Genomic DNA, 21,959 nt, shown 5'->3' on the forward strand with positions numbered 1-21,959 from the left:
GACGCCCAGAACATGCACCACCACAGCAACATTCGACACAAAGGGAGCCTCGCATGTCGTGGAGCTACAGCAACATCGCCGCCAGCCCGAGCGCACGCGAGATCATCCGCGCCACCAACGTGCTCCAGAGCGGACATCACGAGTTGGTACCCATCGAGCACGTGCACGCCATGGTTGATCTGACGTGGTCCCAGTGGGCGCTTGGTCTCGCCGAAATCCTCACCACCGGTATCGGGATCGTCCTGGCCGATGACGAGAACCGCGAATGCCTGTTCCTGGCCCGCACACCGATCTACGCCGCCAACTGACGCCGCTACGCCACGACGTCATCTGAGAGGACACCCCATGACGCGCCGCACATCGTCCGACCACGACGACATCGACCTGCTCGATCTGCTCGACGGCACCGCCGAGCGCATCGAGGAGCAACGTCGCCTCGAGGCCGAAATCGCGACCCTGCGTCAGCTGTGGGAGCAGCGTCGCGCCGGTCGACCCGACGGCCAACCCGTGCCGACCGGCGAGGACTGGTGTGGGCGCTGCGGGCAGAACACCTTCGACTACGGGCTGGTCATCAACCACGACCTGGGCTACCTCGGCTGCCCGGTCGAGGTCGACCCCACGCTACCCGTCAAGCACGCTCATCGTCGAGGACCTCTGCGACCGCTGGGACCGCCAGTTCTTTCCCGACTGCGAATGCGGGCACCCCTGGGGAGTACACACCCACGCCGCCCACCCCACCTGGAGCTTCGCCTGCAACACCTCGTGCGGCTGCCCGATCTACCGGGAGCCGTCCACCTGAGTTCTCACCATCAGGTCGCTGCATGCAGGGGACCGCGTCCGCTACGGTACGAACGTGTCGACTCCTTCTGGACAGCCTGGTCAGGCGTCTATCGACGTGCAGATTCTTGCGCAACGGGTCTACGGAAACCCCGGCGAGGGGCTTGTGTCGAATTCAGCGCTGCGGTCCTCGATGGACGAGGAAGCGTTGCTCAAAGGGTTGGTCGGCGAGCAGAAGTCGCACGATCTGTTCATCGCGGAGTTGGCACGGTTCCATGCAACAGATGGGGTCCAGATCGTTCACGGTCTCCGATATCCAGGCACCGAGCACGCCGATATCGACCATGCCCTCGTCTGTGGTGACCGGGTGTTTCTGATCGACTCGGAACTGTGGATGCCCGATGACTACCGCTGGTACGGCGACGCTATCCTCGCTGGTCCTGCCGACAACCCACGCCTGATCCGGAGCAGTTTCGGCGATGCCGTTGCCAAATTCGCGACCATCGTGGCGCCGGCGAAAGTCAACGCGGCAATCCTCGTTCATGCCAGCCGACCCGGGCGCCTCACGGTCGACAACACGCTGGCTGGTCACCACCCACCTATGCGCCTCGCCGCAGACGGTCTCGACGACGTGATCACGTGGCTGGCGGCGGGAATCCCACGAAACGGCAACGCCGTTCACGTCCAGCAGTACCAGCAGTGGCAAACGATCACCATGACGCGCGTCCTCGAGCAAAAGCCGGGGACACCGCAAGCCCACAGGGTCGAACAACACCAGGCCCTCCTGCGGGCACGCGATGAACAGCGCGCGGCCCAGCAGCAACGCCGCGAAGCACGCCAGCAGGTCGCCCAAGACTGGCTGGACAGCCGAAAGTCCAAGAAGCAGAAGAAGAAAGCGGATCTCGCCCGACAACAGCAACAGTTCGAGCAGAAACGTCGGCAACGCCGCCAGGATCAGGTACTCCGCATGCAACACGACGCGCTGAACAAAGAGCGGCCCGGATGGAAACGAAAGTCCTGGTGGTAAGGCCACCACACTGGACTTCCCGAAGCAGGCACGTCGTCGAGCGGCGTTACGCGACTGGACACCCTCGTTCGACGTTCGCGGCTACAGCTCGGGCCCGTAGTCGCGGGAGCGTTCCGTGCTCGGCGCCGGCGGCCCGCTGGACGTCTCCGGGGCGGGTGTGCGGGGCGCCGCGTGTGGAGCGCGAGTGTCGCCGAGCAGTTCTCCGATCGAGCGTGGTCTCTCCGAAGTCCACGCACCGTCGTCGGGGTTCCATCGGCCGTGCCCAGCCGTACCCGCCAGGATTGGTTCGATGAGGCTGTTGGCGGCCGCGAGCGCGGCGTCGGCCTGGTGCAGGTGCGCCGGTAGGCCGCTGTGCGCGGCGCGTTGGGGGTAGTCACGTTCCCAGGTCGGGTTGGGCAGGATCAACGGCACCGGGACCGTCAGTCCACGGCGCTGTTCTTGGTGGCGGATCGCGGCGCGCAGCTGCTCGGCATCGAACGACTGGGTGCGGGCGAGGATGGCGAGGTCGACCAAATCGTGAGCGCGAGTCGAGGGGCTGTCGCCGCGAGGTCCGTGCAGCTCGTAGAGGGCCGCGACCTTGTCGGCGACCGCTTCGGCGGCGGCCTGCATCCGAATCACGGGCATGGGGTCGAGTTCGTCGAGCGCGAGCGCCGGGCGCGGGCTGATCGTCTCGGGCGGTAGCAGCATCTCCCGGTGGGTGGCGAGGTCGAGCGTGGCGTCGGAGAACCGTTGTCCGGCGATGTTGTAGCGGATACGTCCGGCGAACAAGCCGGGGCTGCGGGTCGCGGTGATCGTGATGTCGAACTCGCCGAAGTCGCCGGGTCCGGGGTGGGCGGCCTGGCGCAGCGAGTGCTGCATGTGTTCGGCGTCGAGGCGGGTGGCCAGGTCGGCGTCGGCAGTCGGCCGCGCCTGCGTCGGCGCCCGGAATTGCAGGGCGGTACCGCCGGTGAGGATCCACTGGTCGGCGTCGGGGGAGCGGAACAGCCGCGCCAGGAACAACTGAAGGGTCACGGTCTGAGCGAGCTCGTCACGGCTGAACCTGCTCGTCCGAGCCTCGGCCGACAGGCGGGCTTTCAGCCCGGCGCGGAAGGCCTCTTCGGACGCATAGGGCATCAGCCGACCAGCACCGGTTCGGCCGGCATCTGGGCCTGATCGAGCAGCGCGGCGAACAGCTCAGCACCGGAGGCGTAGTTCCATCGCGGAGCGGCCCGATCACATGCCGCGATCAGCTCGTCGGCGTCGACCAGCGACTCGCTCAGGCAGGTGTGTAGCGCGGTCCCGAGGTGTCCGCCGTCGCCGTGGGTGAGGAGCAGTTCGGCCACGGTGCGTGCGGGGGTGGTCACCGGTAGCCCGTCGACGAGGTCCCAGTCGCGGCCGCGTTCCCCGATCGGCCGGCGCCAGGTGCGCACCGACGGGTCGCGGACGTTGATGCGGTGCGGGCTGCTCAGCTCGAGACCGGATGCGGTGATCGTGCCCAGGCGCAGGACTTGGGCGGCGGCGGCGTGGCTCACGACGCTGTCGGGGCGCGTGCGGCGGTCCTCGATGTCGGCGGCGGGGTGCAGCGCCAACCACTGTGCCGCCCAGTCACCGACCGTGGTCCAGGCCGAGGACTCGGGGACCTCGTAGACGCCGTGGTGAATCCGGACGATGGCCTCACGCGAAGCGAGGCGAGCCAGGACGTACGGCGCCACGCCGAGGTGGCGGGCTTGAGCAGTGGTGAACAGCCCGAACTGGCGATCCGCCAGGTCGCGGATCGCGCCCCACCGGCCAGCGTCGATCATGCAGCAATAATAGCAACGGGTGTGGTCGGCGAAGTTTCCCGAGCGCGGCCTGCCTGGGCCGCGTGCCCCGGCCCGGTGGTCACGGTGTGCCGGGGCGGTCGACGTCGTCATCCGCTGGTGGGGTGCAGGACTTCGCGTAGGCGGGTGCCGATCCACAGGGGCACGGGTGGGGTGACGGCGTTGCCGTAGCCGTCGATCTGGTCGCGGCCTTTGCCCCAGACGGTGAAGGTGCCTTTGTGGTCGCCGAAGTCGGGGTCGAATCCGCAGCCGCGGCCGACCTCGTGCGGGGTCATCATGCGGAAGAAGCACTCATCGAGCGGGATCTCGGCGAGGGCGTCGCGCCAGTGGGAGGCCAGCAGGGCGGTGGTGTCGCGGCTGGTCAGGGTGCCCAGTGGGTCGGTGAGCGGGTGCGCGGCGGTTTCGGTGCCGGTGCTGCCGTTCTGTTTGAACCAGCCTGCGAGCAGGGCGGGGTCGCCGGTCGCGGTGAGCAGGCCGGGTCTCTGTTCGGCGGTGACTGTCGGCATGGCCTGGGCGTGGCTGGTCGGGGTGGTGTGTTTGCGGAAGGGCACCACACCCGAGGACACGATGCTCAGGGTTTCCGAGCCGCCCTGGGTGGGCAGGGCCTCGTCGAGGCCGCGTGGTGCGCCTTGGAAGTTGTTGATGGCCATGGCGACTGGGGGTGTGAGCAGGCCGGTGGCGTTGGTGGCGGTCTGGGTCCACAGCGGCTGCCCCAGGGTTCGGGTCCGGCACTGCGATCCGGGGCGCTCGAAGGTATTTCCGGCGGCGACCATGATGGCGCCGGTACTGAGCAGCGCGGTCTCTTGCTGCGAGGTCTGGGTGGCCATCGGTTGCAGCGGGTGGCGTTCCACGCCGCGTTGGGCTTTGGCCGGCATCAGCACGGCGGGGAACTCGGCGAACTTCTGACGGCACCGCTCGGCGCGGGCCATGGTCGCCGGGGCCAGCGGTTTGGTCCGCTCGCCGATCCGGGTGCCCAGGTGGGTGAGGTCCAAGGCGGTCAGCGAGGGTGTGGCGGTGGGGGAGACCTCGCCGAAGCAGCGCGGGCAGCGGTAGTTGTACTGCTTGCCGTAGCGCACCGATCCGCTGGCGGGCACGCCGGTCTTCCACGCCCACATCGCCTCGACGGCCTCATCGCAGGGACCGCACCACGCCTGGGGGCGGTGGTCGAGGTCGGGGGCGGGCAGTGTGCGGTCCCAGAACACGATGTAGAGCCGGTCCCGGCTCTGGGGGACGCCGAAGAACATCGAGTTGAGGTAGAGCACCTTGTGTTCGTAGCCGAGCTTGGTGATCTCGCGCAGCCACCACCGATACGTCGACCCGTCGCCGACCTTGCGTCGGCCGGGGACCGCTGGTCCCCAGGACTGCAATTCGGTGGTGCATTCGACCAGGATCAGCAGGGGGTGGTGCTGATCGGCGTAGTGCAGCACGCAGTTGGCCGTTGCGCGGTCCCGCTCGGACCGGGTGGCGCGTTCCTCGAACTCGGGGTCGTCGAGGTCGAACAACGTCAGTCCCTGTTCGTAGGCACGCTGGGTGTTGGCCTGGGAGTGGTTGGTGCAGGTCACCCCGGCGACCAGTAGGTCGGCTGCCGGGAGTTCACGCACCGAGTGGTAGGTGTCGGAGTCGGTGTTGATCAGATCAGCGATCCAGTGCTCGACGTGCGGATGGTTGGCCTCGTGCACCTCGACCTTGTAGCGGTTGTGGTTGGCCCCGACGATGGTGTCGAAACCGGCGGCCTCGATGCCCTGGGTGAATCCGCCAAATCCTGAGAACAAGTCCAGCGCGGTCGGATTGTCGTGGCGGAATCGTCTGCGGCGCAGCGCCGGTCGGTGTTCCGCTGTCTTCGAGATGATGTGCCCCATGATCGTCGTTTCCTCGCTCATTCCATCCTTAGTGGTTGCCTATAGACTACCATTAACGGTAGCCTATAGGCAGCCACTGAGGTACGGAGGAAAGAAGGAGCAGCACATGGCCACGACCACCGAAAACACCTGCGCGGCAACACCGATGAGCGTTCATGCGCGAGCAATCGCCGCAGGCATCGAGCGGTGGCGCCAAGCCTGCGACCTCGCAGGCAATGTCGACGCTGAACATGACGCGGCCGCCGCCCTCGTCGGGCTGGTCGAGCAAGCGATGCCCGAACTGGCGCGCACCGAGGTTGTCGAGCGGTCGTATCTGGTACGCCGGGTGCAGCGCTACGTCGGCCCGCTGCCCGAGCAGTGGGCAGCGATGGACGATTCCGAGCGCGACCAGTACGTCTGTGACCACTGGCCGGCTGTCGAGGAGTTCGACGAGCACATCGACGACGACCAGCTGACTCTGACGATCGTGAAACCCGCGCAGTGAGCAGCTGTCCCGCGCCGACCGGGCGCACCGCCGTCGTGCTGCCGCCCGTGGCGACCTCGCCGGTAGGCTCAGCCACGCCGAGTGCGCCCGCCGACCTGGCGGGCGACAGGGGAGGAGGAGCCGTCATGGCCGTCGACATCGACGAACCTGCATTGCTACGCGCTCTCGGAGAAGCGATCACGACTCGCCGCGAGGAACTGGGCCTCAGTCAGCGGGCCCTGGGTCTCGAGGCCGGCGTCGAGCGCAACATGCTACGCGGCGTGGAAGACGGATCGCGGCGAGCAACCATCATCACCCTGGCGCGCATCGCCGAAGCGCTGAAAGTGCCGATCTCGCAACTACTTCACCAGATCGGGCACTAACCCTCCACGACCCTCAGTGAAGACCCACACCGGCTGGTCGCCGTCGCGCGTAACCAGGACGGAGGGGAGGGGGCTGCACATTCGGGGGAGCTCGCCGCCCTCCCCTCCTATCCTGTGAGGAACGATCTTCGGTTTGGGTGTGGCAACTCAGAAGAACGTCCTTCGTGATCGGTGGTGGTGATCGGTGGTCAGATGTCGCCGGTCGAGGCGATCGCGAAGGTTCGTGTGCGACGTGCTCGCAACCAGTTCTGGTCCTTGTTCCAGAGCGTGAGCACTTTACGGGCCAACTCGACGTTGTCGGGCTGGTCGTCGATCGAGCTGGCGAGCCCGGCGTAGAACGTCTCGTAGTCGAGGTTATGAGTGAGACGGACTCGTCGTCGACGGGCTCGGGCGTCAACGCGCAGGAGAGCCGCGAACTCACGGGGTGTCAGGACGCTGTGGGCCGAAGGCAAGTTCATGAGGGGATCTCTCCTCGCGGGGTGGGTGACAGTTCGCGTGGCCTTTGAGAGCAAACCTGTTGCTGGTCACTGATAAGTCCACATGGTGGTCTCCTGATGGTCTAGTTGAGCGCCAGCGTGCTGACCGTGGCCACGATGGCTACAGCGATGAGCGCGAGGATGGGGTTGACCATGCTTGCGGGCTGCCGCGGCGGCGGTGTCGGCCCAGGGTGGCGCCTGGTGAACTCTGCCTCGTGGCCGGCGGGTGCGAGCGGGGCGTCTGGATCGTTGATGCGCATACCGTGTGCGGCGAGTGCGTCGTACCAGGCGTCGTCATGCCAGTCTTCTGTGTGGCCTTCGGCGAGGGCTCGCTTCCGGGCGCGGAGTAGGCGTTGGAACCAACCGAAGTTGCCGATGGGGAATCTCCATAAGGCGATGACGGCGATCGCGAGGACTATGACGGCCACGTTGAGGGACCAGATCACCCAGTTCATGTTTCTCCTTGTAGGTCGAAGGGCCCTTCTTCGAGAGCGATTCGGGTGTTGTCTTTGTGTGTGCATAACATGCCGCACCGACGCCGTGGCGTGCATCGCGCGCCCGAATCGCCCGTCAGCTGGGTCATCGTTGCAGTTGCGGGCGCTTGGCCTGGGTGTCGAGTTGGCGTTGCACGGACTCGGCGACGAGCGCCCGGACCGGCGGGATGCGTCGTGCGCCGGCTTCGGCGATGAGTGTAGTGATGCGGTCGAGCAGGTTGTCGCGGTAGGCGTCGGTGATGGTGGGGTCGAGCGCCTGGTCGAGCAGTTTGCGTGCTCGGGTGAGTTTTTCGCGTTTGGCGGGTTGGAGGCTCAGGCCGGTGTCGCGGGCGTGGCGTGAGGCGGTGTTCCATGCGTCGCGGGCTGCCAGGGCGGTGGTGACGGCTCGCTCGGCGAGGTCTCTGTCCAGGGGCCGGGAGTCGTAGGCGGCGGCGCGGGCGGCGGTGTAGGCGTCGAGGAACGCCGCGGTGTGGGGGTCGTTGGTGTCGTCGAGGAGTGGGCGGGTGAAGAGCCGGTCTGCGAGGTCGGCGTGATAGGCGGCGTAGTCGGCGTCGATGATGCCGAGGACGTCGGCCGCCTTGACCCACTGAGCGCGTGTGCTCTTGACGAGAACGTCTCGGCGAGAACGTGCTTGGCTCACTTTGTGGTAGGCGAGAACCGCGACAGCGATGACGATGAGGCTGGCCGCGACGGCTCCGCAGATGATCCACAGCGTCGTGTAGTCGGTGGGCGCCTCGGGTGCCGACGGTGTCTGCTCGATCGGGTTCTGCTCGGTCGGGGCGGGGGCCGGCGGCGTCGGCGCGGGGGGCGCGTCGGTGGTTGGCTGCCTGTCCTGATCCGGGTCGGGGCCGACCAGAGTCAGAACGGCCCCGACGGAGGAGAGGATGACACCGCCGATCGCAAGTGGAGCGACGGTGGCGGCGACTTCGCCCGTTTGCTTCGCGATGGCGGCCCGCAGGCCTGCCCCCAGCAGGATGACCACCCCGAGGATCGAGGCCCCCCATCCGAGGTCGGACGCCAGCTGCATGAGGCCCTCAGGGGCTTCCGGCTTGAGGGGGGTTGCGTCGGCCAGGACTCCGAGAGTTGTGAACTCCATTGTTCTACATCCCCTTTCGGTGATCGGCAGATGCCATGGGGGGAGTGAACTCAACAAGCCGCTGCCGGAATCCATCATCGAACGCCGAGGTCGGCGGGTAGTGGGCGAGGATCGCCGCTGCGGCGCTCGCCCGGGCGCTCGGGGTGATGCGGCGGATGGTGTGGTCGGCGGCAAGATAGCCCGAGGCTTGTTCGATTAGAGTGGCGCATTGGTGCATGTCACGGCCCTTTCCGTGGTGTGCGTCGGGTCCGTGGGTGTTCCAGCACCCACGGACCACTTTTGTTTCTGCCCGAGTCGGCAGCGAAGGTTCACCCCATCATCAGCGGTGATGGTTTTAGTCTACATGCGTGTGGGATATAGTCAACACCGTGGAGAGACTTCAGGAGCTGGGCAAGCGTGTGCGCGACGCGCGAACCAGCTGCGGTCAGACGCAGGCCGAAGTAGCCAAAGCTGTTGGCGTGCACCGAACCCACCTGTCGGCGATCGAGGCCGGACGCGAAAACATCACCATCGGAACGCTCTACCGGATCGCCGACCACTTCGGCATTGCCGCCTCGCACCTGCTGCCCGACTGATTCGGCGAGACTGTCGGACCTTCGTGAGAAGGTAACTGCGAGTCGACGACCTGGGACAACGCCGCACAGCAGGCAACAAACCGACGCAGGAGGAACCTGATGTTCACCGGATTGACCAACACCATCGTCAACCTCTTCACCCCTGGCGGTGAGTTTGGCGGTGAGTCGGGTGCCAAGGCCATGGAGGCTGGCTATCGGATGGCGATGTTCTATGTGGCCGGCGGACACGTCGCAATCGAAGCCAATGGACACAACGACCGGACAGGCGCGTGCTCGACGACAAGCGTGGAACGGTGTGACGGGACGTCCGCATCGCTAGCTGTACTGACCCGCCAGGTTGGGTACGCGGTCGGCGGGTGAGTTGCCTCGGAGTGCGGTGTGGCCGCGTTCGTGATTGTAGATGCGAAGGAACTCGGGGAAGGCTGCGACGCGTTCGGTTTCACTGAGGTAGGGACGGGCGTAGGCCCATTCCTCCTGCAGGGTCCGGTTGAATCGTTCGACCTTGCCATTGGTTTGCGGCCGGTACGGTCTGGTCCACTTGTGTCTAATCCCGTTTTCGTCCAACAAGTCCCGGAATACCCGGGACCGGTAACAAGAGCCGTTGTCGGTCATCACTCGCGCGGTGGTGACACCGATCGAGGCGAAGTGCGCCAACGCCCGAGTCATGAACGCGGTCGCGGTTTCCTTCTTCTCATCAGCGAGGATCTCGGAGTAGGCGTAGCGGGAATGGTCGTCGACGGCGTGATGCAGATACGCGTACCCCAGGTTCGGGCGGCCAGCAACTTTGCGGGTTCGCCCAGGCTCGCGGTGGGCACTGGAGTTGCGGGCGCCCTGGGCGCGGCCGTGTACGCGATGTCCACCTCCGTCGGGGATTCTCCCGAGCTTTTTGATGTCGACGTGGATCAAGTCTCCGGGCGCTTCACGTTCATACCGGCGGACCTCGCGCCGGCGGGCACGTACCGGCGCCCCGGTCGCCGGGTCGATCCACGACAACCGCAGGCATCGGTACCGGGTCAGGATGCGGTGCACCGTGGAGACGTTCAACCCCAGGTGAAACGCGATCCGGGCCGGCCCCCAGCGACGGGAGACGCGTAACCCGACGACCCGGCGTTCCCGGCGCCGGCGGGTGCGATGCGGACACGATCGGGGCCGGCTGGACCGATCACCCATCCCGGCCGGCCCCGATTCGCGGTAGCGATCCGCCCATCGCTTGGCCGTGGTGACCGACACGTTGAACCGGTTAGCCGCGCGGCGCAAGGGCCACCCATCTTCGACAACACACCGAGCCAGACGCAACCGGCCAGTCGGGGACAACGGTGAATTACGGTGAGACACGAAGACCTCCGGGTTGAGGAGCGGTTCCTAGACAGCTCCACACCTCACTCGGAGGTCTTCCCTATGTCACGTCGACTCGCCGAACGCCGTACCTAACGTCCCGGGTCAGTACATCTAGTCCTCGCTACACGCAACTCATGAAGGAACTGCGTCAGATCGTTGCCGACGCAGCCGAAGCAGCTCCGTCTGGCCCCACGACCCCAACTACAGGGACGAATCCGGGTGGAGGGGAAACCCGCCTTCCGGAGGCCCTGGCGCTACCCCGACCCCGCCCACGGGATCGCCCGGTCCCGGACAGCCTCCGCCGAAGCCGCCGGCCAAGAAGAAGCTCAGGAACCTCGACCTCGGGCAGATCAAGGCTCCCGCGAGTTACCCCGAAGGGTTGAAACTGCTGCTCGGCGAACTATCCGAGGTCGACGTGCAGAAGTTTCCCAACGCCACTTTCCTCATGATCCGAGCCGTACTGGAGAAGTCGATCAAGGCATATGCGGAGGCGAAGTCGATCGACATCAAGGGTTCCGGGAACAACCAGAACGGCCGTGTCCAGCTCAGCCACACTCTGAACTGGCTGCTGGACTACGTCAAGGCGAACGGGCCGAAGTACCTGATCCAGGTCCTCGGTGAGGCTACGAGATCGCGTCGTCGGAGCGGTTCCGCCTCACGGTGTCGGCGACTTCGGGGATCAAGCCGAAGTCGGTGAGGAGCTGGCCGATCTGGGTGTGGTCGAGGCGCTCAATGATGCGATTGCCGACGAACTTCGGGCCGGGCAGTTCCACTTCGTTGCCGTCTCGGAGGCGTGCGGTGGCCTTGAGCAGGAAGCGGAGGTCGTAGGTGGAGTTGAACACCTCGGGGATTCCGCGGTCGATGCCGAGCAGCTGGTAGGCGGCTTCCATGCCGGTGCGCACGGAGTACTCGGTGGTGAAGATGGTGTCGCGGGTCGTCTCGGCGAACTGTCCGATGAACGCGAAGTTCACGGCTCCCTCGGGCACGACGTCGGGACGGTCGCCGGCTTTGCGGGGCATGAAGAACGAGGTGACGTAGGGCATCATGACGGGCACCGTCTTGGCACCGTCGGCAGCCAGCCTCGGGATGTCCGAGGCGGGCACGCCCATGTGGTACAGCCACTCCTGGGTGATCTCCTCGCCGGTCGACTCCTGCATCGTCTTGCCCGTGTAGTCGCCGGGGACATCGACGAACAGTCCGTACACCCAGACGACGATCTCGTCATCCGCCTGCGCCTTGAAGTGCGGCTGCCGGTTCACGGTCCAGCTCATCAGCCAGGCGGAGTCCTTCGCGGTGACGATGCCGCCGGTGACGACCTTGCCTGCGAACGGGTCGCGCTTGGCGATCTTCTCGATGTAGGAGGGGATCTCGGGGCCGACGGTGGTGACGGTCGCGGACTCCCACTTGGTCTTGGGGATGTCGCCGGCGAACACGTCGGGACGCCCGAAGGAGGGATGCTTGGCTGCGATCCGTCGCCACAGGTCCCAGGCCGACGCCGGGCCTTCGTCGAGCTTCGCGGCGCGGTGGTGGTTGCCGTCGTCGGAGTTCTCGGTGAGCGAGCCGATCGTCGCGAGGACGAGGTCGTCCGCACCGAGGTCGACGCCGCCTTCGACTCCGTCCTTGATCCAGTGGATGCGGGTGGCCTGCTTGCGGTCGCCGTCGAAGGCGAAGTCGATGTCGGTGACCTCGGTGGAGAACTCGAACCTCACGCCCTGGTCGAGCAGCCACTTGTACATCGGGAGCACGAGCGACTCGTACTGGTTGTACTTGGTGAACTTCAGCGCCGACAGGTCGGGCAGGCCGCCGATGTGGTGCACGAAGCGGTGGAGGTAGAGCTTCATCTCCAGGGCGGAGTGCCAGTTCTCGAACGCGAACATGGTGCGCCAGTACAGCCAGAACTTGCTGTCGAGGAAGTCTTCCCCGAACACCTCGTCGATGCGCTTGTCCTCCATCTCCTCGCGGGAGGCGAGGAAGACCTTGACCATGTCCTTCTGTGCCTTGTCGGTCAGCCCGAACTCGTTGTTCGTGACGAACTCCTCGCCCTGGTTGTGCGTGACGCGGTTGAGGGAGTAGTTGGGGTCGTCCTTGTTGAGCCAGTAGAACTCGTCGAGCACCGACCCGTCGACCTCGAGCGACGGGATGGTGCGGAAGAGGTCCCACAGGCACTCCATGTGGTCCTCCATCTCCCTGCCGCCGCGGATGACGAAGCCCTTCTCGGGCTTGCGAATGCCGTCGAGCGCCCCGCCTGGCAGGTCGAGCCGTTCCAGGATCGTGATCCTGTTCCCGGGGAGCTGTCCGTCGCGGATCATGAACACCGCCGACGCCATCGAGGTCAGACCCGCCCCGACGAACCAGGCGGTTTTTTTCTCGACGTCTTCGGGCTTACGGGGGCGGGCGAAGGCCTCGTAGTTGCCGCTGCTGTAGTACATGTCACTCTCCCGTGTTCGTGTAGTCGTAGAAGCCGTGGCCGGTCGCGATGCCGAGCTTGCCCTGGTCGATGTAGGTCGCCTTCAGCCACTCCGCGAGGGGCTTCGCCTCCGGTCCCGCGTTGGAGAGGATGTTGTACGGAGTGGTGAGACCGATGATGTCGGTGATCTGGAGGGGGCCGAGCGGGGCTCCGGTGGCGATCCGCCACACGTTGTCGATGTCCTTTGGCTCGGCATAACCGCCGGCCGCGAGTGCGTAGCTCGCGTTGAGGAAGGGCACCAGGAGGGAGTTGAGGACGTAGCCGGCCTTCTCCTTGTGGATTGGGATCGGCACCATGCCGATCTCTCCGGCGAAGGCGACGATCTCGTCGAAGACGGCCGGGTCCGTGTCGGCGGTCCCCATCACCTCGGCGGTGTTGTACTTCCACACCTGGTTGGCGAAGTGGAGCGCGAGGAACTTCTCCGGACGTCCGGTGAAGTCCTTGAGATCGCTGGGCAGCAGCGTCGACGAGTTCGTCGCGAAGATCGTCTTCTCGGGCGCGACCTTCCCGAGCTTCTCGTAGGTCTCCTGCTTGAGCGAGAGGATCTCCGGGATCGCCTCGATGACGAGGTCAGCGTCCTTCACCGCGTCGGCCAGGTCGGCACTGTAGCGGACGCGATCCAGCGCTGCGACAGCTTTGCCTCCGGCATCGCCCGCGACACCGTCCACCCGGTAGGTGTCGGCGAGGCCGGCGAAACGCTGCCGCGCCTTCTCCAACACCTCGTCGCTGATGTCGTAGGCCGTCACCGCGAAACCGCTGTAGGCGGTCTGGAAGGCGATCTGGGAGCCCAGCACTCCCGTCCCTAGAACCGGTCACATGAGTGATATCAGTCATCGTTGGTTGCCCTTCTGTTGTTGGTTGGCACCAGCCTGCGTCTTCGACGACGCCGGCCCGGCGAGAATGAGGTGGACCTGATCGTGCAGGTCTTGGCGGGCATCGCGCCCTGGATGTGCCTGGGTCGATGAGCGCGCGATGCCCAGGTGCAGGACCGCGAACACGGAGGCTGCGGTCAGTCGCGCGGAGTCGGCATCCATCTCGGGGGCGGCAGCGAGCAGTCGTGTCGCGATCGTGTCCTCCATTTCGGCGACGATCGCGAGTCCCTCGGCACGGTATCGCTCGGATGCGGGGCCGAAGAGCAGCTCTCGCTGATACGCAGCACTGTTCTCCGGCGACGCCATCGACGCGTCGAAAACCGCCATGACAATCGATTGGACCGCGTCCACGGCGTCCATCGGTCTCGCCGCGGAGCCGACGCCTTCAGCGATGGCCTCACGGAACATGCGGTTATAGATCATGAGAAGCAGTTCGCTCTTGGACGCCGCGTATCGAAACACGGTGCCCGCTGCAACTCCGGCGCGGTCGGCCACTTCCTGCGTCGTCGCGGCCGCGAAGCCGCGCTCGGCGAACAGCTCAGCCGCCGCGGCGAAGATTCGCTCGTGCTTGAGCTGCATGTTCCTTTCGCGACGGCCCAGGACCTGCGGCGCCGTCATGAGATCGCCCTTTCGTCCACAAGAATGAGCGTACTCATTATCGAGGAGCGCGCAACCCATGCGACCTCGCTGTCGTAGGGTCCGCACGCGCACGTCCGATACGTGCGATTGACCGGTCATGAGTGTCTCGGTTCTCTCATCTGTTTCGACTCGTCCTAGATAACAGCCGATAATGTTGGGCTATGTCAGGCACAGGCAAAGGATTATGCCTTAATCGAGCCGGACGGAAGTCCTGACCTTTACTGTTCAGATGTGCGTGAATACATCGAGTCATGTATCATTTTGGCGTGAGCACGGTGGTAGAAGCGCAGCATGACGCGTTGACGAGGTTTGGATACGCACTATCCGATTCGACGCGAACGCAGGTGTTGGTTCGGTTGCGCCATGGTGGAGCCTATCCGGCGGACTTGGCTGAGGCGATTGGGGTGTCGCGGCAAACGTTGTCGAATCACCTGGCCTGCCTACGGGGATGCGGTTTGGTGGTCGCGGTACCTGAGGGTCGACGGAGTCGGTATGAACTGGCTAATAGCCGGATTGGTCATGCACTCGACGATCTACTCGGGCTGGTACTTGCGTTGGATGATCCGTGCTGCGCCGAGGAGGCTGGCGATGGCTCGCATTAGTGAGGCAGCCCGTGACCTCTACCGGGCAGAGATGGCAGCGGCCGCCGCCGCCGAGGTGGCAGAGCAGCGCTGGCACCATCTTGAACGCGCCCACATCGTGTCCCAGCCGGACCCGTGGTTGCATACTCAGAACCACATTTCGATGTTCAGATTCGCTGTGCACCAACATGATCGGCGCGAAGCGCTCGGCCAGGTGGTGCGCATCATCGTTTCCGCTCCCGGATCGCTGAGCGGACGCTACCCCGAGGGCAACACCGGACGTGTTGCCGCCGGTCTGATGCGCCCGATGCCGGTTCCCGGCGATATCGCTTCTGCGTTACGGTCATGAACAGCCGCAGACGCGACAGTGATGAGCATGCGCTGCGCGGCGGCCGTAGCGATATCGGGAATGACCGCTCACTCTGAGGCTCGGGTGGCCTGTCAGAGTAGAGCGGCGAACATGATTCCTGTCCCACCGGCGGTTAACGTGTGGCATATCCACGAGAACTCTAGATGCGGGCGGCGAAGCGTCGCTACAGCGTTTGACAGTGGTGGCGCTGGGGCCGCGGTGCGTGGCAGCTGAATTGACCGGGCTGCGCAGTAGAGGGTGAGCGCGAGGAAGCCGAGCACGAGTAGCAAGGTGACCGACCCCATCCACATGGGATCTGATGACGGGCCGTGCAGCGGTGTCATCTCGTTGATGGCGTCGGCCCCCGACGGGCCTCCGTGGTGTGCGGGGGCGGTGGCAGCGGGAACGGCGGATGTGGAATTGTGCCGGCTCATCACCGCATACATCCACACCATCGAGGCCATCATCACTGCGGTAGAGACGTAAAGCCGCCGCGCGGTCGTCTTCGGCACCGCGAAGACGACCGCGATTGCTGTGGCGAGAGCGAAGAGCAGCATCAGAGGCAGCAGTGGGAGCTGATTGCCTTGTGGCCACGCCATGACGATCATCGCCAGCGACATCAGGAGCATGAGGCAGTGCACGACTGAGAGCCGCAGGTCGCTGCGGTGGGCGGCTAGGGTGCGAATGCTGTCGATCGCTCCGATCGCGAACATGGCGGTGACGATCCACCGCAGGAGTAGGTCGTCGATCACCGCGGCCCTCGATCCATGTGAGTTAACTACTATGCGCAGTAGTAGCATACGGTTGGTGGGCGAATCAAAGGCGTTGCCGGAGGCTGACACCTCGTCAATCCAGTCGCGACTGCTGCGCGCAGTTCCTCTTCGGGTGGTGGCGCCGTTGCTGGTCGGTGGGCTGATGCTGGTGTTGGCGGTGTACGCCTGGGCGTCCGGGGCCACTCGCTATGTCGAGAGTGCGGATCCTTACCCGGGGATGGGTACGGCTGTGGCCGATGTGGTCGGCAATTTTGCTGGCTTTGCGTTGGCTGCGGCGGTCCTCGGAGGGTTAGTTTCGGTGGTGCTCACCGCGTCTCCCGACTCGCAGGGGTTCATTGACGCTGCGGTGTATCCGGTGTTTCGCCGCGTCCGCCGCGCTGCAGGGTTTGGTGTGGTTGTTGCGGTGCTGATGGCGGTTACGTCGGCCGCGGACACCACTGGTGTGTCCGTGGGCGCGATGGTGTCCAGCGGCAAGGTTGGTTACGCGTTCAGTGTGAGTTTGCCGGCGCTGGCGTGGCTGGTTGTGGCGGCAGCGGGTGTCGTGGTGCTGGTCGGTTCGGTGTCGCTGCGGTGGTCGGTCCAGGTGGCGCTGGTGGTTCCCGCGACGGTCGGGGTGCTCGCGCTGCCTGTGGTCGGTAATGCCGCGCAGGGGCCTGACCACGATTACACGACCGGCGCGGTGATTGTGTTCGCGGCGAGCTTGGCGGTGTCGGTGGGGCTGCGGTGGGCCGACCGGTTTAGGGCTCGTGGTTTGGGGTCGGCGACCATCGACAGGGCGGCCGACCGACGTGTCAGCTATGTCGTCTTGGGCGCCGATGTGACAGCTCTGGTGGGCGCGGTGTGTGTGGTGGTGCTGCTGCGGACTCCGGGCGTGTGGTCGTCGGCTTTCGGTCGCGCTGCGGGGCTGTTGGTGGGTGTACTGGCGGTGCTTGTGATCGCCGATGTTGTGCGCCTGCGCCGGGGTGTGCCGATGTCGGCAACTGCTTCTTCCCTTGCCGCGGGGGCTGCGCTGGCAGCGGTGGCGTGTTGGGCGGTGATGGACACCCGGGTCGCACCCGGGTTGATTGCCCACCCATTCACTGCGTGGGACGTGTACCTGGGTTATTCGCTTCCTGGCCCGCCCGGTGTCGGGTCGCTGGTGTCGTTGTGGCGTGTTGATCTTGTGGTGGGTGTGGCAGCGGTGGTGAGCGCCGTGGGATATGTCGTAGCCGCCAGGCGGGAGCGGGGCGGTGGACATCGCTGGCCGATACGGCGGACCGCGTCATGGGTCACGGGCTGCGCTGTGGTGGTGGTATCCACCAGCTCCGGATTGAAGGCCTACGGCAATGCTCTGTTCAGCGTGCACATGGCCGAACACACGGCTTTGACCATGATCGCACCTATTCTGCTGGTGGGTGGCGCACCGATCACGTTGCTGTTGAGGGTGCTGCCAACGGCAGGTAACACTGGTGGAGCGGCGTGCCGGCGGGGACTGCTGACTCTGCTCGGCTCTGGAGGCGTGCACCTACTGCTCAATCCAGTTGTCGCGTTCGCGTTGTTTGTGGGCTCGTCGTTTCTGGTGTACTTCACACCGGTGTTCGACGTACTCGTCCGCTACCACTGGGGGCACGTCTTGATGAGCGTGCTGTTTATCACCCTTGGGTACCTGTTCTTTTGGGTCTCTGTGGGGATCGACCCGGGCCCCAAGCAGTTGCCGATTCTGGCGCGCCTAGGTCTGCTGTTCGCCGTCATGCCTTTTCACGCCATTTTTGGTATCGCACTGATGACCTCCACGACGGTGATCGGTGAATCCTTCTACAGCCAGTTGCAACTGCCGTGGGGTCCCGACCTCGCGCGCACGCAGTGGGCGGGCGGTGTGGTGGCCGCAGTGATCAGCGAGATTCCGATGGTGGTGGTCTGCCTGGTGCTGTTGGTGCAGTGGGTGCGTGCCGAACGCCGGCCCGATCTGCCCGAGTCCGTCGCCATTGATGGCAGCGACTCTCGAACCGTCGCAGCGATGGTGTCTCAGCTGGCACCGACCCAGCAACTGTCACCCTCAGTGGTCTACACGCGCGAAGTTCTGCAGACGCAGGCTGTTGGAGACGACGAAAAACGATGACAAGGCCATTGCCGCCCCGGCGATCAGGGGGTTGAGCAGTCCAGCGGCAGCAAGCGGCAGTGCGGCGATGTTGTAACCGAACGCCCATGCCAGATTGGTGCGCATCGTCCGTCGGGTGGCCGAGGCGAGGTGCAGGGCCAACGCGACGGTGGTGAGATCGTCGCGCACCAACACGATGTCGGCGGCGCCGATAGCGACATCGGTACCGCCACCGATAGCAATGCCCAGATCCGCCGAAGCCAGAGCGGGCCCGTCGTTAATGCCGTCACCGACCATCGCCACACAGGCACCGCTCCTGCGCGCGTCGTCGATGATGGCCACTTTCTCAGCCGGGAGCACCCCGGCGGTCACGTCATCGATGCCGACCTGCGCTGCTACGCGCTGCGCTGCGCCGGCGTTGTCGCCGGTGACCAACAACGTGCGAAGTCCCATGCGGTGCAACTCATCGACTGCCTGGCGAGCAGAGGGTTTGGCGCTATCGCGAATGTCGATGAGGCCCCGAACTGCATCGTCGACCGCGACGTACACCGCGGTGCCACCAGAGCGTTCGACGTCAGCGCGCTGCGCGTCGAGCGCGGCAGGCACCGCAGCGGTACGGGCAATCCACGTCGGCGAGCCCACCTGCACCCTCAGGCCGTCGATCACTCCACGCACGCCACTGCCGACGTCGGTGACCACCTCGACCGGTGCAGGAAGGGACTGCGGACCGGCCGCTGCGGCGATAGCGGTAGCGATGGGGTGGCTGGTGTGCTGCTCGAGTGTCGCGGCCCAGCCAAGGATCAACTCCGTGCTGTTGTTGTCGACGGTGTACACGCCGCTGACCTGAGGTCGCCCATTGGTGAGAGTGCCGGTCTTGTCGAAGACCACCACATCGATCGTCCCGGACAGTTCCAATGCGGAATGCCCTTTGAGGAAGATTCCCAGTTGGGCGCCGCGCCCGGTGGCGATCACCAGGGCCATCGGCATGGCCAGGCCCAGCGCGCACGGGCAGGCGATGACCAGCACGGCCACCGCGGCGCTCACGGCGTGCTCCCAGGACGCTCCGGTTAGTGACCAGCCCACGACAGTGCTCACAGCCAGGGCGATGACGCATGGTACGAAGATCGCGGCGATACGGTCAGCGACCCGTTGAGCGCGGGCCTTGGCCATCTGTGCGCTATCGACCAGCGCGATCATCTCCGCAAGGCGTGTGTCGTCACCGACTGCAGTGACTTCCACCCGTAATCGCCCGTCGAGGCAGGTAGTGCCCCCGACTGCGGTGGAGCGGTGGTTGGCTGATACTTGCACCGGCGTCGTCTCTCCGGTCATCGCACTGAGGTCCACACTGGCTGTGCCCTCGATCACATGCCCGTCCGAGGGAATGGTCTCACCCGGCAGCACGATGAGTCGTTGACCGACTTTGAGTTCCGCCAGGGGTATGAGCATGCTCGTACCCCCTGCACACTCGACGCGGGCCTCGGTTGCGCGTAGCGCGGCCAGCGCGCTCAATGCCTGGACAGCTTGTGTGCGGGCACGCGCTTCGTAGTAGCGTCCCGCCAGCACGAAGACCGTCACGCCGGCGGCAACTTCGAGGTAGATCGAGTCACTGGAGAAGATCGCTGACCACACCCCCTGACCCGCGGCAGACATCGCATCGGCCGAGAACATCGAATACATCGACAGGGCGGTCGCGGCCAGCACTCCCAGGGAGACGAGCGTGTCCATCGTGGCCACACCGGTCCGCAACGTACGCACCGCGGTGCGGTAGAACGGCCACGCACAATAGGTCACGACTGGTGCGGCAAGCGCCACCAACACCGCTTGCCACCCGGGAAAACGCAGGTCCGGGATGACGGCGAGCACTACGGAGAGGTTGGCCAGCGGCACGAACAGGGCCAGCGCGACGATCAGTCGGGTGAACAGCGCCTTCGCCGTCGACGCATCCTCGTTGACAGGAGGAGCCTGCTCGGTCAGTTCCGTAGCCGAATAGCCTGCCGTGTGAACAGCGTCGATCGCATCGGCCACGCCTGCGTGGCTATCGAGTTCCACGGTGGCCCGCCGAGTAGCGTAGTTCACCGAGGCGCGTACGCCGTCAATCTTGTTGAGTTTGCGTTCCACTCGGGCTGCGCACGCACCGCAGGTCATGCCACCTACATCGAGTTGGATGCGGCGGGTCGAGTACGTGTCGTCAACGAGGTCGGTCACGAGTGGCGCTTTCAGTAGGCGGTGAGGTGAGTCATGGCACCGCAGGAAATGCGAAAAGTGTGTCAGATGGTGGCGGCCAACCTGGCGAAGCCACCTTCGGCTACTAAGCAGGGTAGTTTGTTCTAGACTGGCAGCAAAGACAAGGCGATCAGGCAGGCGACGGTGACTCAATTGGGTTCGTTGGAACGCGCAGTGATGGACGTGCTGTGGGGCGCTTCTGCGGCGATGAGTGTGCACGACATTGTCGATGCGTTGGCCGATCGCGATCTGGCGTACACGACGGTGTTGACCGTGGTAACCAATCTGCACAAGAAGGGCTTCGCCGGACGCGAGAAGATCAGCCGCGCCTACAGGTACTTCCCGTTGCAGTCGCGGGAGGAGGCGACGTCGCAGACACTGCGACGGGTGCTCGATGCCAGCGGCGATTCCACGGCGGTCCTGATGCATTTCGCGCGGATGGTTACCCCCGAGGAGCGCGAGGTCCTTAGCGAACACTTGTCCCGGACGCGGACGGATCGTCCGAGAAGGCGCTGAGAGTGTGAGCGTTGCTTTGGCCCACCTGGTGGGCGCGGCCGTGCTGGGTGTGTTGGGTCCTTACGTTCTCGACCGATTGCCACAGCGATGGTCACCGCGGGTAGTGATCACCGCATGGGTCAGCAGCATTGCCACTGCGGTGGGACTGCTTCTCCTGTCGGCGCTGTCGGCCTTATGGCCCGATGCGCCGCCTGCGGAGCGTTTCGTCGACACGTTGGCTCGGTGCGCTGGCGCTGTCCTGCATGCGGTGCGCGACGATTTCAGCCAGGTGTATGGCATCACCGTCGCCGTCGTGCTGTTCGCCGTGGTCGCTCGCACCGCGATGTCGTGCGCTCGTCACACGCGCGATGTGCAACGTGTGCAACGCCTTCATCGCGACGTCGTTGCGGTGGTAGGCAGCACCGAACCCGATACCCCCGACGTACTCTGGATCGATCATCCCCACCCCATGGCCTACTGCGTCGGCGGACGCAGCGGTTTCGTGGTAGCCACCAGCGCGCTGCGCACACGCGTGCCGGCCGAGGCGCGGGCAGCAGTACTGGCACACGAGTTCGCCCATCTAAGGTCTCGTCACGACCGGGTCCTGGCGGTCTGCGACGTCATGGCACGTGCTCTGCCCTTCGTACCGCTGTTTCGGCGGGCGCCAGCGGCGGTCGCGGCCCTGATCGAAGTGGATGCCGACATGTCGGCAGCCCGGGTCACCAGCACGGCTGCGGTACGCAGCGCACTGGCCCATGTCACCGGTCAGGGCGTAGGCCCCGGGACCCCCATGCAGCACTCCACGCGCTACCGGCTGCGCATGCTCGACAATGGCGTGATCGAGCCGACCAAATCGAAGTACGCAGCGGCGAGTGTACTGCCACTTCTGGGTGCCGCATTGTGTACCGTTGCAGCACTTCCGGTGCTCTCAGTTGTTGCGCATGGGCTCACCGCGTGAGTCCCCGCACCGCCACGTTCACTCTTCAGCAGTTAGTGTCGCAAACCCGGTGACGTTTCGTTCATCTGCGCCACCGGTAACGACGACCTTCACCGGCGCGTGTCTCATGGTGTTGCGCGCACGCCCCGCGCGCGCCGCCCCCGCGAGGCCCAGAGTGCATCTTCGCCATCGGACCCGCCAGCCGAGAGACTGTCGCAACAGGATGCATAATCCACGTCACCAGGGTCATACCGGGATC

General features: G+C 65.3%; 22 protein-coding genes and 1 pseudogene. 11 read left to right on the forward strand and 12 right to left on the reverse strand.

What is annotated here, in order from left to right:
* Positions 1-53 precede the first annotated feature (53 nt).
* Positions 54-308 carry a hypothetical protein gene (locus A9310_RS03380; protein ID WP_065629386.1) on the forward strand — a complete coding sequence of 85 codons (255 nt, stop codon included), beginning with the start codon at positions 54-56 and terminating at the stop codon, positions 306-308.
* Positions 309-853: 545 nt separating this feature from the next.
* The gene (locus tag A9310_RS03385; RefSeq protein WP_139104527.1) at positions 854-1,804 is read left to right on the forward strand and encodes a nuclease-related domain-containing protein; all 951 of its coding nucleotides are present in this window, start codon (positions 854-856) and stop codon (positions 1,802-1,804) included.
* An 81-nt stretch (positions 1,805-1,885) separates the two neighbouring features.
* On the opposite strand, the gene A9310_RS03390 is transcribed toward A9310_RS03385, so the two are convergent.
* The 3 genes from A9310_RS03390 to A9310_RS03400 form a co-directional block, all read right to left on the reverse strand.
* Complete coding sequence (locus tag A9310_RS03390; protein ID WP_065629388.1) at positions 1,886-2,917, reverse strand: nucleotidyl transferase AbiEii/AbiGii toxin family protein; 1,032 nt, start codon at positions 2,915-2,917, stop codon at positions 1,886-1,888.
* Positions 2,917-3,585 carry a type IV toxin-antitoxin system AbiEi family antitoxin domain-containing protein gene (locus tag A9310_RS03395; RefSeq protein ID WP_065629389.1) on the reverse strand — a complete coding sequence of 223 codons (669 nt, stop codon included), beginning with the start codon at positions 3,583-3,585 and terminating at the stop codon, positions 2,917-2,919. The genes A9310_RS03390 and A9310_RS03395 overlap by 1 nt, the downstream gene beginning before the upstream one ends.
* A gap of 107 nt (positions 3,586-3,692) precedes the next feature.
* On the reverse strand, positions 3,693-5,483 hold the full coding sequence (locus A9310_RS03400; protein WP_254661160.1) for a DNA cytosine methyltransferase: 1,791 nt from the start codon (positions 5,481-5,483) through the stop codon (positions 3,693-3,695).
* 85 nt (positions 5,484-5,568) lie between these two features.
* Here A9310_RS03400 and A9310_RS03405 point away from each other — a divergent pair, with 85 nt between their 5' ends.
* Both A9310_RS03405 and A9310_RS03410 read left to right on the forward strand, forming a co-directional pair.
* A complete protein-coding gene (locus A9310_RS03405) occupies positions 5,569-5,946 on the forward strand; it encodes a hypothetical protein (RefSeq protein ID WP_139104528.1) in 378 nt (125 codons plus the stop codon).
* A gap of 125 nt (positions 5,947-6,071) precedes the next feature.
* Positions 6,072-6,308, forward strand: a complete 237-nt coding sequence (locus A9310_RS03410; protein ID WP_058253458.1) for a helix-turn-helix domain-containing protein — start codon at positions 6,072-6,074, stop codon at positions 6,306-6,308.
* A 188-nt stretch (positions 6,309-6,496) separates the two neighbouring features.
* Here A9310_RS03410 and A9310_RS03415 read toward each other — a convergent pair whose 3' ends face one another.
* The 3 genes from A9310_RS03415 to A9310_RS03425 form a co-directional block, all read right to left on the reverse strand.
* Positions 6,497-6,766 carry a hypothetical protein gene (locus tag A9310_RS03415; protein WP_058253459.1) on the reverse strand — a complete coding sequence of 90 codons (270 nt, stop codon included), beginning with the start codon at positions 6,764-6,766 and terminating at the stop codon, positions 6,497-6,499.
* A gap of 101 nt (positions 6,767-6,867) precedes the next feature.
* On the reverse strand, positions 6,868-7,239 hold the full coding sequence (locus A9310_RS03420) for a hypothetical protein (RefSeq protein WP_058253460.1): 372 nt from the start codon (positions 7,237-7,239) through the stop codon (positions 6,868-6,870).
* A gap of 124 nt (positions 7,240-7,363) precedes the next feature.
* Positions 7,364-8,374 carry a hypothetical protein gene (locus A9310_RS03425; RefSeq protein ID WP_065629391.1) on the reverse strand — a complete coding sequence of 337 codons (1,011 nt, stop codon included), beginning with the start codon at positions 8,372-8,374 and terminating at the stop codon, positions 7,364-7,366.
* Positions 8,375-8,742: 368 nt separating this feature from the next.
* On the opposite strand from A9310_RS03425, the gene A9310_RS03435 reads away from it, so the two are divergent.
* Entirely contained in the window at positions 8,743-8,949 is a 207-nt protein-coding gene (locus A9310_RS03435; protein ID WP_238995120.1) for a helix-turn-helix transcriptional regulator, read from the forward strand.
* Between the two features lie 99 nt (positions 8,950-9,048).
* The gene (locus A9310_RS03440) at positions 9,049-9,309 is read left to right on the forward strand and encodes a hypothetical protein (protein ID WP_065629393.1); all 261 of its coding nucleotides are present in this window, start codon (positions 9,049-9,051) and stop codon (positions 9,307-9,309) included.
* On the opposite strand, the gene A9310_RS03445 is transcribed toward A9310_RS03440, so the two are convergent.
* The 4 genes and pseudogenes from A9310_RS03445 to A9310_RS03465 form a co-directional block, all read right to left on the reverse strand.
* A complete protein-coding gene (locus tag A9310_RS03445) occupies positions 9,265-10,284 on the reverse strand; it encodes an IS481 family transposase (protein WP_065629394.1) in 1,020 nt (339 codons plus the stop codon). The two genes, A9310_RS03440 and A9310_RS03445, sit on opposite strands and share 45 nt — an antisense overlap.
* Positions 10,285-10,910: 626 nt before the next feature.
* Entirely contained in the window at positions 10,911-12,716 is a 1,806-nt protein-coding gene (locus A9310_RS03455) for an oleate hydratase (protein WP_065629396.1), read from the reverse strand.
* Position 12,717: 1 nt separating this feature from the next.
* Positions 12,718-13,588, reverse strand: a pseudogene (locus A9310_RS03460) (3-hydroxyacyl-CoA dehydrogenase).
* The gene (locus tag A9310_RS03465) at positions 13,585-14,304 is read right to left on the reverse strand and encodes a TetR/AcrR family transcriptional regulator (RefSeq protein WP_254661161.1); all 720 of its coding nucleotides are present in this window, start codon (positions 14,302-14,304) and stop codon (positions 13,585-13,587) included. The pseudogene A9310_RS03460 and the gene A9310_RS03465 overlap by 4 nt, the downstream one beginning before the upstream one ends.
* Before the next feature lie 212 nt (positions 14,305-14,516).
* Between A9310_RS03465 and A9310_RS24970 the strand changes: the two genes are divergently transcribed.
* Positions 14,517-14,867, forward strand: coding sequence for a helix-turn-helix transcriptional regulator (locus A9310_RS24970; protein WP_078111946.1), 351 nt, complete (start codon positions 14,517-14,519; stop codon positions 14,865-14,867).
* Complete coding sequence (locus tag A9310_RS03470) at positions 14,854-15,195, forward strand: DUF3703 domain-containing protein (protein WP_055476920.1); 342 nt, start codon at positions 14,854-14,856, stop codon at positions 15,193-15,195. The genes A9310_RS24970 and A9310_RS03470 overlap by 14 nt, the downstream gene beginning before the upstream one ends.
* A 92-nt stretch (positions 15,196-15,287) precedes the next feature.
* Here the strand turns inward: A9310_RS03470 and A9310_RS03475 are convergent, their stop codons facing one another.
* Entirely contained in the window at positions 15,288-15,947 is a 660-nt protein-coding gene (locus A9310_RS03475; RefSeq protein ID WP_055476902.1) for a DUF5134 domain-containing protein, read from the reverse strand.
* 55 nt (positions 15,948-16,002) lie between these two features.
* On the opposite strand from A9310_RS03475, the gene A9310_RS03480 reads away from it, so the two are divergent.
* Positions 16,003-18,066 carry a cytochrome c oxidase assembly protein gene (locus A9310_RS03480; RefSeq protein WP_223258964.1) on the forward strand — a complete coding sequence of 688 codons (2,064 nt, stop codon included), beginning with the start codon at positions 16,003-16,005 and terminating at the stop codon, positions 18,064-18,066.
* Here the strand turns inward: A9310_RS03480 and A9310_RS03485 are convergent.
* The gene (locus A9310_RS03485) at positions 18,004-20,250 is read right to left on the reverse strand and encodes a cation-translocating P-type ATPase (protein ID WP_055476901.1); all 2,247 of its coding nucleotides are present in this window, start codon (positions 20,248-20,250) and stop codon (positions 18,004-18,006) included. The genes A9310_RS03480 and A9310_RS03485 overlap by 63 nt on opposite strands.
* A gap of 162 nt (positions 20,251-20,412) precedes the next feature.
* Between A9310_RS03485 and A9310_RS03490 the strand changes: the two genes are divergently transcribed.
* Positions 20,413-20,784: a BlaI/MecI/CopY family transcriptional regulator gene (locus A9310_RS03490; protein ID WP_055476900.1), complete on the forward strand. Its 372-nt coding sequence runs from the start codon at positions 20,413-20,415 to the stop codon at positions 20,782-20,784.
* 4 nt (positions 20,785-20,788) lie between these two features.
* Positions 20,789-21,721 carry a M56 family metallopeptidase gene (locus A9310_RS03495; protein WP_055476899.1) on the forward strand — a complete coding sequence of 311 codons (933 nt, stop codon included), beginning with the start codon at positions 20,789-20,791 and terminating at the stop codon, positions 21,719-21,721.
* The last annotated feature ends 238 nt before the right edge of the window (positions 21,722-21,959 follow it).

It is taken from the genome of Gordonia sp. UCD-TK1 (genome assembly GCF_001691435.1).
Classification (GTDB): Bacteria; Actinomycetota; Actinomycetes; order Mycobacteriales; family Mycobacteriaceae; genus Gordonia; species Gordonia hongkongensis.

Excerpts from the sequence above, each read along its gene's own strand:
- A9310_RS03425 (WP_065629391.1), bottom strand. The coding sequence starts at position 8,374 with ATGGAGTTCACAACTCTCGGAGTCCTGGCCGACGCAACCCCCCTCAAG.
- A9310_RS03415 (WP_058253459.1), bottom strand. The coding sequence starts at position 6,766 with ATGAACTTGCCTTCGGCCCACAGCGTCCTGACACCCCGTGAGTTCGCG.
- A9310_RS03410 (WP_058253458.1), top strand. The coding sequence starts at position 6,072 with ATGGCCGTCGACATCGACGAACCTGCATTGCTACGCGCTCTCGGAGAA.
- A9310_RS03405 (WP_139104528.1), top strand. The coding sequence starts at position 5,569 with ATGGCCACGACCACCGAAAACACCTGCGCGGCAACACCGATGAGCGTT.
- A9310_RS03400 (WP_254661160.1), bottom strand. The coding sequence starts at position 5,483 with ATGAGCGAGGAAACGACGATCATGGGGCACATCATCTCGAAGACAGCG.
- A9310_RS03395 (WP_065629389.1), bottom strand. The coding sequence starts at position 3,585 with ATGATCGACGCTGGCCGGTGGGGCGCGATCCGCGACCTGGCGGATCGC.
- A9310_RS03455 (WP_065629396.1), bottom strand. The coding sequence starts at position 12,716 with ATGTACTACAGCAGCGGCAACTACGAGGCCTTCGCCCGCCCCCGTAAG.
- A9310_RS03440 (WP_065629393.1), top strand. The coding sequence starts at position 9,049 with ATGTTCACCGGATTGACCAACACCATCGTCAACCTCTTCACCCCTGGC.
- A9310_RS03380 (WP_065629386.1), top strand. The coding sequence starts at position 54 with ATGTCGTGGAGCTACAGCAACATCGCCGCCAGCCCGAGCGCACGCGAG.
- A9310_RS03465 (WP_254661161.1), bottom strand. The coding sequence starts at position 14,304 with ATGGGTTGCGCGCTCCTCGATAATGAGTACGCTCATTCTTGTGGACGA.
- A9310_RS03470 (WP_055476920.1), top strand. The coding sequence starts at position 14,854 with ATGGCTCGCATTAGTGAGGCAGCCCGTGACCTCTACCGGGCAGAGATG.
- A9310_RS24970 (WP_078111946.1), top strand. The coding sequence starts at position 14,517 with ATGTATCATTTTGGCGTGAGCACGGTGGTAGAAGCGCAGCATGACGCG.
- A9310_RS03420 (WP_058253460.1), bottom strand. The coding sequence starts at position 7,239 with ATGAACTGGGTGATCTGGTCCCTCAACGTGGCCGTCATAGTCCTCGCG.
- A9310_RS03390 (WP_065629388.1), bottom strand. The coding sequence starts at position 2,917 with ATGCCCTATGCGTCCGAAGAGGCCTTCCGCGCCGGGCTGAAAGCCCGC.